At 43.3% G+C, this 7,972-nt stretch carries 10 protein-coding genes, 1 tRNA gene and 1 other annotated feature; all 11 genes read right to left on the bottom strand.

Annotated features, from left to right (window positions below):
• Positions 1 to 109: hypothetical protein (locus tag JJE29_08610; protein MBK5252675.1), on the bottom strand; the 109-nt coding region annotated here is incomplete at its 3' end.
• Positions 110 to 146: 37 nt separating this feature from the next.
• Positions 147 to 222: transfer RNA gene (locus JJE29_08605), tRNA-Thr, on the bottom strand.
• A 2-nt stretch (positions 223 to 224) separates the two neighbouring features.
• Positions 225 to 875: an RNA polymerase sporulation sigma factor SigH gene (gene sigH, locus JJE29_08600; protein ID MBK5252674.1), complete on the bottom strand. Its 651-nt coding sequence runs from the start codon at positions 873 to 875 to the stop codon at positions 225 to 227.
• A gap of 77 nt (positions 876 to 952) precedes the next feature.
• A complete protein-coding gene (locus tag JJE29_08595) occupies positions 953 to 1,465 on the bottom strand; it encodes an NYN domain-containing protein (protein MBK5252673.1) in 513 nt (170 codons plus the stop codon).
• Complete coding sequence (rlmB, locus tag JJE29_08590; protein ID MBK5252672.1) at positions 1,462 to 2,211, bottom strand: 23S rRNA (guanosine(2251)-2'-O)-methyltransferase RlmB; 750 nt, start codon at positions 2,209 to 2,211, stop codon at positions 1,462 to 1,464. Before rlmB ends, JJE29_08595 begins: the two co-directional genes overlap by 4 nt.
• A gap of 11 nt (positions 2,212 to 2,222) precedes the next feature.
• The gene (locus tag JJE29_08585) at positions 2,223 to 2,975 is read right to left on the bottom strand and encodes an FAD-dependent thymidylate synthase (protein MBK5252671.1); all 753 of its coding nucleotides are present in this window, start codon (positions 2,973 to 2,975) and stop codon (positions 2,223 to 2,225) included.
• An 11-nt stretch (positions 2,976 to 2,986) separates the two neighbouring features.
• Positions 2,987 to 3,343, bottom strand: coding sequence for a hypothetical protein (locus JJE29_08580; GenBank protein ID MBK5252670.1), 357 nt, complete (start codon positions 3,341 to 3,343; stop codon positions 2,987 to 2,989).
• Positions 3,344 to 3,346: 3 nt separating this feature from the next.
• Positions 3,347 to 3,748: a Mini-ribonuclease 3 gene (locus JJE29_08575; protein MBK5252669.1), complete on the bottom strand. Its 402-nt coding sequence runs from the start codon at positions 3,746 to 3,748 to the stop codon at positions 3,347 to 3,349.
• Positions 3,749 to 3,752: 4 nt separating this feature from the next.
• Positions 3,753 to 5,147 (bottom strand): cysteine--tRNA ligase, encoded by a 1,395-nt coding sequence (cysS, locus tag JJE29_08570; GenBank protein ID MBK5252668.1) that lies wholly within the window; start codon positions 5,145 to 5,147, stop codon positions 3,753 to 3,755.
• A gap of 57 nt (positions 5,148 to 5,204) precedes the next feature.
• Positions 5,205 to 5,414 (bottom strand) — a binding site (T-box leader).
• A complete protein-coding gene (locus tag JJE29_08565; GenBank protein MBK5252667.1) occupies positions 5,410 to 6,894 on the bottom strand; it encodes a glutamate--tRNA ligase in 1,485 nt (494 codons plus the stop codon). Its footprint overlaps the feature before it by 5 nt.
• 525 nt (positions 6,895 to 7,419) lie before the next feature.
• Positions 7,420 to 7,972, bottom strand: a 553-nt coding sequence (locus tag JJE29_08560) for an HD domain-containing protein (GenBank protein ID MBK5252666.1), incomplete at its 5' end; no start/stop codon positions are given.

Raw genomic sequence — 7,972 nt, 5'->3', positions numbered from 1 at the left:
TAAGCACGAATGTGATTGCTGCTGTCAATGTCGTTTTCCCGTGGTCTACGTGACCAATAGTTCCAATATTAACATGTGTTTTCGTTCTTTCATATTTAGCTTTTCCCATTTTTTCGTCCTCCTTTATTTGGTTGTTTTATTATATTTGGAGCCCATGAGCGGATTCGAACCGCTGACCTACGCCTTACCATGGCGTTGCTCTACCTTCTGAGCTACATGGGCACTTAAAGCAGTCTCATTTCTAAAAATTTTTCAAGCTTCCTCTTGACCCTCTGCAGTGAATTGTCAATCGATTTTATATGCCTGTTTAAAAGTACCGCAATCTCTTGATACGATTTCCCCTGCAAGTAGTATGTCAAGACTTGAAGTTCAAGTTTACTCAATATTTCACCAATCTTTTCCTCTATGTTGCTTACTTCCTCCCTGGAAATAATCAGCTCTTCAGGATTGGTAATCCGTGCACCCGTTAAGATATCAAGCAAAGTTCTGTCGGAATCCTCGTCGTAAATGGGTTTGTTTAAGGAAACATAGGAATTAAGTGGTATGTGCTTTTGCCTCGTAGCTGTTTTTATGGCAGTAATAATTTGTCTTGTGATACAGAGCTCGGCAAAAGCCCTGAAAGAAGATATCTTGTCCTCTCTGAAGTCCCTGATGGCCTTGAATAGGCCTATCATTCCTTCCTGGATAATGTCTTCCTTGTCGGCGCCAATCAAAAAATACGACCTCGCCTTAGCTCTTACGAAATTCTTGTACTTTCTTATAAGAAAATCCTGAGCATATAAATCGCCATCCCTGACACATGCGACTATTAATTCATCTTCCATGTGTTCATATTCCGGATACGCTATGCTTTTCGCTTTTGTGGATTGTTCCATGAAATGCATGCCCCCCGATTTTGATAACGATATAATTATAACTTGCATCATTTAAAATATCAAGCATCAATCTATTTTTATCTCCATTTCCCAAGAGCGTCAACAATTTTTTTATCAAGCACATCTCCAATTGAAGACGCAGTTCTTTCATTTCTTTCAATTTTTGAATCCAATTTCTTTTTCGTCCTGTCGATTTCAAGCCTGAGTTCCCTGGATGAGATTCTATAAGCGCCCTTGCCCGATATGAACTGCTGCTCAGCGCCGTCGGATGTAGCGACAAAAACTACATTTTTGCGGCTGCTTGTCAACTCGACCGTCCTTTTCTCAATGTAGGAATCCGCCGTCTGATGGATTTTCGTGTAAAAAACCTGAACATTGTCTACAACCTGCATTCGCTCTATTCTGCTTTTGTTTCGGTATGCATCGAAAACGATTTCTATCGATGTGCCAGTAAAGGAACCGTACTCGGACAATTCCTCAACAAGCATGTCTCTTGCAGTTCCAAGGTTCTCAGCACCTATTGCGCTCAGTTTTTCCCAATCATTTATGACATTGTATCCGTCGACAATCAGAATTTTCTTTTGATTCATGACGAAGCGTCCCTCTGCCTCCGCACCTCATACATTAGTATAGAAGCCGACACCGATGCATTCAATGAATTGACCTTCCCCCGCATTGGAATCCTAACAAGAAAATCGCACTTTTCCTTGACGAGACGGCTTATTCCCTGCCCTTCATTCCCTATTACCAATGCCATAGGCCCCTTGAAGTCCTCTTGATAGTAAAGCTTCTCGCCGTTCATGTCGGCACCCGTTACCCATACTCCGCAATCCTTCAGCTTGTCAATCGTTTTAACCATGTTTGTGACCTTGCAAACAGGAACATATTCAACCGCTCCAGCGGATGTTTTTGCCACTATCGGGGTAAGTGTCGCGGATCTGCGCTTTGGAATGATTATAGCATCGGCTCCCGACGCATCTGCAGTCCTAAGCACCGACCCGAGATTGTGGGGATCCTGTATTTCGTCAAGCAGAATCAGGAACGCCGGGCTTTCATTTGACTTGATTTTATCTATCAAATCATCCAATTCCAAATACGCATAAGCTGAAACCTTTGCCAATACGCCCTGATGGGCATGGCTCTCGGACATCTCGTCAATTTTTTTTCTGTCCACAAAGGAAACCGGTATCTTTTTTTCATTCGCCATATCCAGTATGGCATTGGCATTAGTGCTTTTGCCGCCTTTGGCGATGTATATCTTGTCTATCGTACGGCCTGACAGCAGAGCTTCCTCCACCGGATGCCGCCCCTCTATATACGCTTTTTCTTCATTCATAATACACCTCTTTAAACCATGTTTTCATATTTGAGTTTGACTTCATCCGCCTTGCCGCAGCTCATGACTCCCTCGGGGCAAGGGCCCTTGAGGCACGGCGGTCCCGATTTTTCAAAAATCGTAGGGGCTACGCGTTTGACGCATTTCAGCATTTCATCAGCGACCTGTCTAATCTCCCATTGCGCTCTATTGCAGCATCTCTGCTCGAAGAAATGAATCAATGCGCGTGCGTTCATGGTTGCTACTATCTTTGTTTCGCAGGCGTTCGGGAAAACGAAGCGGGCATCTTCGATTGCTTTTTTCTCCATTGCGCCCTTTTGCCTTTTTGTCAGCTCTTCACCGCCGTCCACATATGAATCATAAAGCAACGAAGAAATCTGTTCATATGCATTGCGGCTGTTCTCCATGGCCTTCTCGAATATTGAAAGGGCAACGGAGTTTTCTGCTATGGCCGGTGGGACTATATAGTTGAAATCATCTATCTTGACATACCTCTGCGACTGCTGAGAATACGAGGCTATGCGGTGTCTTACGAGTTGATGCGTACATACACGGCTGATACCTTCTATACCAAAGGTGAATGATACATGCTCAATAGGCGACATGTGCCCCATCTTCATGAGCATCCTTACAAATTTTTCGGCACTCTCATCCTCTAGTTTTTCTATTATTTCTGAAACTCCCACCGCCGAATAGCAAAGTTTGGCGGCAGACGCAACCACTTTTTCCGGTTCCGGTGTGTACTGAATCAACTCGACTCTCATATCCTTCCTCCTTATTTGTTTTCTATCGATATGGAAAAGTCTCCATAGGGCAAAATCCACAAGATATACTTTCTTACTCTCGCTGTATAATGGCCGCTAAGTTCAATAGAAAGTTTTTTCTCTTCATCTGTTATGATTGTTGCCGGTTCTTCGTTTGTCTTTTTTATCCTAACTATTTTATAGGACAGGGCATCTGTTTTGTTTATAGCCCATTTTTCCTGGCTTTCTATGGTTTGCACCACATAACGAGCAAACTCCGCTTCCTCTCCATTCAAATCCTTCACTCCGTCTAGCACAAGAGATTTCACTGTTAAAAGAGCCAGCAACAGTAAAATGACCCAGGCATAGCGCCATTCTCTTCTTCCCATGTGTCACCTCTCCTCCAAAGCATCTTCGATAAGCAATATTGAAGCATCCACTATTTCTTTAATGCGCGCTTCATTGCCATGCAAATGGTGATATCCTATCAATGCCTCAAACCCCGTCGCATACTTGTAATCCACCAACGAGGCATTCTTAGGTATGCTGTTGGATTTTTGGTTGCGTCCTTTTTTAACAATATCCCATTCTTTCTCGGAAAGCATATGCTTTATTCCGTGAACCGAGGCCGCTTGGGCCGAGGCTTTAACATACTTTGTTGCATGCTTGTGGAGCTTGTTCACATTGCCTCTGAGCTTCTCAATCAAATATGTCCTGATATGGACCTCGTAAATCGCATCGCCGATGTATGCAAGAACAAGAGGCGGGTAGATCCGCTTGCTTTCTTCACCCATAAATCTACCGCCTTTTCCATTTGACGCCCTGAGGAGTATCTTCAAGCACTATGCCCTGCTCTGATAGATTGTCCCTTATCTCGTCAGACAGCGCATAGTTCTTTTCCTTCCTCGCAAGCTGCCTCTGATCAATAAGTTTCTGTATGTCACCATCCAGCAATTCCTCCTGCTTTTCAAGGAATCCAAGAACACTGCTAAGCTCAACAAATTTATCAAATACAGCTTTTATGAATTCCTTTGAACTGTTTTCGTTCGTCTCTGAATTAATATGCTTTGAAAACTCAAACAGGGAAGCCAACGCATCCGCTGTATTCATGTCGTCATCCATCACCTCTACGAATTTACTCTCGTGGGATGCCATTTCTTCCAATATTTTCTTCTCTGAATCGTTCATATCCGAGAGGGTCGCATGCTTCTCAAGATGCTCAAGATTCTTTTTAGTATTGTATAGCCTTTCAAGGCTTACCTTTGCCTGCTCTATCAATTCCCTATTGAAGTTGATCGGATTTCTGTAGTGAGCCGATAAAAGGAAAAATCTTAGCACTTCTCCGTCGTAATCCTTTCTGATATCCCTTACTGTGAAGAAATTGCCCTTCGATTTGGACATTTTTTCATTGTTTATTGTAATATATCCATTATGCATCCAATACTTGACATACGGCGCACCTGTGGCCGCCTCGCTTTGGGCAATTTCATTTTCGTGATGCGGAAAAATCAGGTCCTGTCCACCGGCATGTATGTCGAGTGTATCTCCGAGATACTTCGTAGACATGACAGAGCACTCTATATGCCAACCCGGCCTTCCCATACCCCACGGGCTTTCCCAACCGGGTTCTCCCGGCTTCTGATTCTTCCAAAGCACAAAGTCAGTCGGGCTTTTCTTTTCAACATTGACTTCAATCCGAGCTCCGCTTACAAGGTCATCTATGTTCTGCCCCGAAAGCTTTCCGTAACCTTTGAATTTTTTTGTATCGTAGTAAACATTTCCGTTTTTCACATAGCCATATCCCTTGTCCACAAGAATCTTAATGAAATCGATGATTTCAGGAATAGTTTCCGTAACGCGAGGATGCTTTGTTGCCCTTCTTACTCCCAATGCATCCGCGTCTTCAAAGTATTCCTTGATGTACTTGTCTCCCACTTCTTGGGATGTTATTCCTTCCTCTATCGCTTTTTTAATTATCTTATCGTCAACATCGGTAAAATTTTGAACATAATTCACCTTGTATCCCTTGTACTCCAGATAGCGTCTTACCGTGTCAAATACTACAAACGGTCTCGCATTTCCTATATGAAAAAAGTTGTAAACCGTAGGACCGCAAACATAAAAGTTCACCTTACCTTCATTAAGAGGTATAAACTCTTCTTTCCTGTTGCTTTGCGTATTATAGATTTTCATGTTGATTCTCCTTTCTTTGTTATCGTGGCAATAAAATATCCCCGTCTCTGTGCCATGCACAGAGACGGGGATATCCGCGTTTCCACTCTGTTTGCCCCTAAAAGGACCCCTCTAACCGTTAACGCAGGTTCACGTCCGGATCTACTAATCTTTCAATCCGGAGGCTCCAAGGTGCACTCATCGCCTGAAATGAAACCGCTTTCAGCAATTGCGGCTACTCTCTGTATCCCTGTTTTGACGATGTTATTTCCTCTTCAAAGCCTTATTCCATATTATTTTCCAACATATAATCTATTCTTTCAATTATTGTATCTCTACCCAAAACTTCAATTATTTCAACCATTTCCGGACCATGCATTTGTCCTGTCAATGCAATTCTAACCGGCATGAATAAATTTTTACCCTTAACTCCCGTTTCTTTTTTAAGTGTCTTGAAAATCGTTTTTCCAAACTCTGCGTCGATAATTTCAGCTTCCTTAACCTTTTCTTTCAGAACTCTCAAGAGCTCCGGGACATGCTCCATTCGAAGGAGCTCCATAGCCTCGTCGTTTTCTACGGCCACCTCTTTCCCGAAGAAAATCTTGGCTTCATCGCCTATTTGGCTCAAATAGGAAAGATTGTCCCTAGAAACCTTTACAACCAAGCGAATCCAATCATAACGCTCTTTACAGTCTTTTTCGCTTATCAATCCCGCTTCCTTAAGATATGGTATGCAAAGACGAGTAAGCCTGTCTATGTCTGCTTCTCTTATATAATGGGCACTGACCCAATTAAGTTTATCTACATCAAAGACGCCTCCGCTTTTTGAAACACGGTCCAGACTGAATTTTTTAATCAATTCTTCCATGGACATTATTTCCTGATTGTCTTCAGGCGCCCATCCCACCATTGCAATATAGTTGACCAATGCCTCCGGCAGATATCCCTTCTTCTTGAAATCGCCTACGGCAACATCGCCCTGTCTCTTGCTTAGCTTCTTCTTTTCACTATTGAGTATATTGGGAAGATGTACGAACTGCGGCACTTCCCAGCCAAAGGCCTCATATATGTATACATGCTTTGGAGTTGAAGGAACCCATTCCTCGCCTCTTATTATATGGGTTATTCCCATAAGGTGGTCATCCACTATTACAGCCAGATGATATGTGGGAAACCCGTCACTTTTCATCAACACTTGGTCATCCATGTCATCGGTATTGACTGAAACGCGTCCTCTTACCAAATCGTTAAACACTATATCGTGATTGACAGGAAGCTTTAGGCGTATTACATGGGGCTCACCATCGGCAACCCTTTTTCTTGCCTCCGCAAGGCTAATGCCTCTGCAAAGCCCGTCATACTTTGTTATTTTGCCCATTGCCTTCTGATCATTTCTAAGATTATCCAATCGTTCCTTCGTACAGAAGCAATGGTATGCATGGCCACTTTCCAAAAGCCGGTCGATATATTCCCGATAAATCTCAAGCCTGTTAGATTGTATGTACGGCCCAAAATCGCCTTTTTCTCGGAGATTTCCCTCGTCGTCTACAAAGGGTCCTTCGTTGTGATGGATTCCCGTCCAATCGAGAGCTTCTATTATATTCTCTACGGCCCCTTCCACAAGGCGTGTTCTGTCGGTATCTTCAATCCTTAATAAATAAGCTCCATTTTGCTGTGCCGCAAAAAGATAATTATATAAAGCAGTCCGTAGTCCTCCGATATGTACATAACCGGTCGGACTAGGCGCAAACCTAACTCTTACGCTCATTATAGTTTCCTCCTATATTGGTATTCTTTGTTTATTATAACTTATATGGACTGAGCTATCAAGAAAGATTGGCCAATTCAAACCGGCTTTAAATTCCGCGCGTTTTCTGATTTGATTAAAGTAAAATCCTGTCGGATAGTCCTTGTACGATTTCATTTCATTTTCAATAATTTTTTTCATACGCTCAATGAGTTTGCCCCCACTCGAAAAGTGCATTGAAACGCCAGGGGCTATCTCCTTGAAATAGTTTCCTAGAGAAAAAAGACTTCGATACAGCATAAATCCCGCAATTACGGGACTTTCCGGCACTGTTACGAAGCCTTTGGTGTTTAGTTGGTTTTTAAATTTATGTAACTTAATGAAACAATATACTACAAAAGAGCAGGCTACCTTTATATCACTCCAAAGTATTTCTCAAAGAATTTCTTCAGCTTTTCGATAATCCCCTGTTTTTTGACCGCTCTGATACTGCCGCCGAAGCGGGAAATAGGCGGCATAATATTATCAACATCTGTTCCCATCGTTTTAGCTGTTCGTCTGCTGAGTCGAAATATAAACTGCATCATCCATGGCTGTGCGGATACTGTTGAACTCGTGCTCCAGAGTAATAAATGCGTCAACAACGGCGGGATCAAATTGGGTGCCTCTTCCTTGTAGAATGATGCCACGGCCCGTCTCATGCGTGAAGGCCTCCTTGTAGCAGCGCTTTGAACGTAAGGCATCATACACATCAGCAACCGCCATAATGCGCGCAGAGAGTGGGATCTCTTCGCCGGCCAGACCAGCAGGATAGCCAGTGCCATCCCAGCGCTCGTGGTGCGAGCGAGCGACATTGATGCCCATGTTGATGAAGGCGTTTCGCGGGTATTGATTACGCGCTATTTCAAGCGTCTGCGCGCCGAGCACCGTATGCTGTTTCATCAACTTGAATTCCTCAAGGGTAAGTTTGCCGGGCTTGAGCAAGATGGCATCGGAGATTCCGACTTTGCCAATGTCATGCAACGGGCTGGCATGATATATGTTTTCAATAAACGCAGCATCCACTGATGTACTACAACTGGAATTGTCGCGAATATGC

The organism is Peptostreptococcaceae bacterium, from assembly GCA_016649995.1.
Taxonomy (GTDB): domain Bacteria; phylum Bacillota; class Clostridia; order Peptostreptococcales; family BM714; genus BM714.
This window is presented reverse-complemented; position numbering and strand designations above follow the sequence as displayed.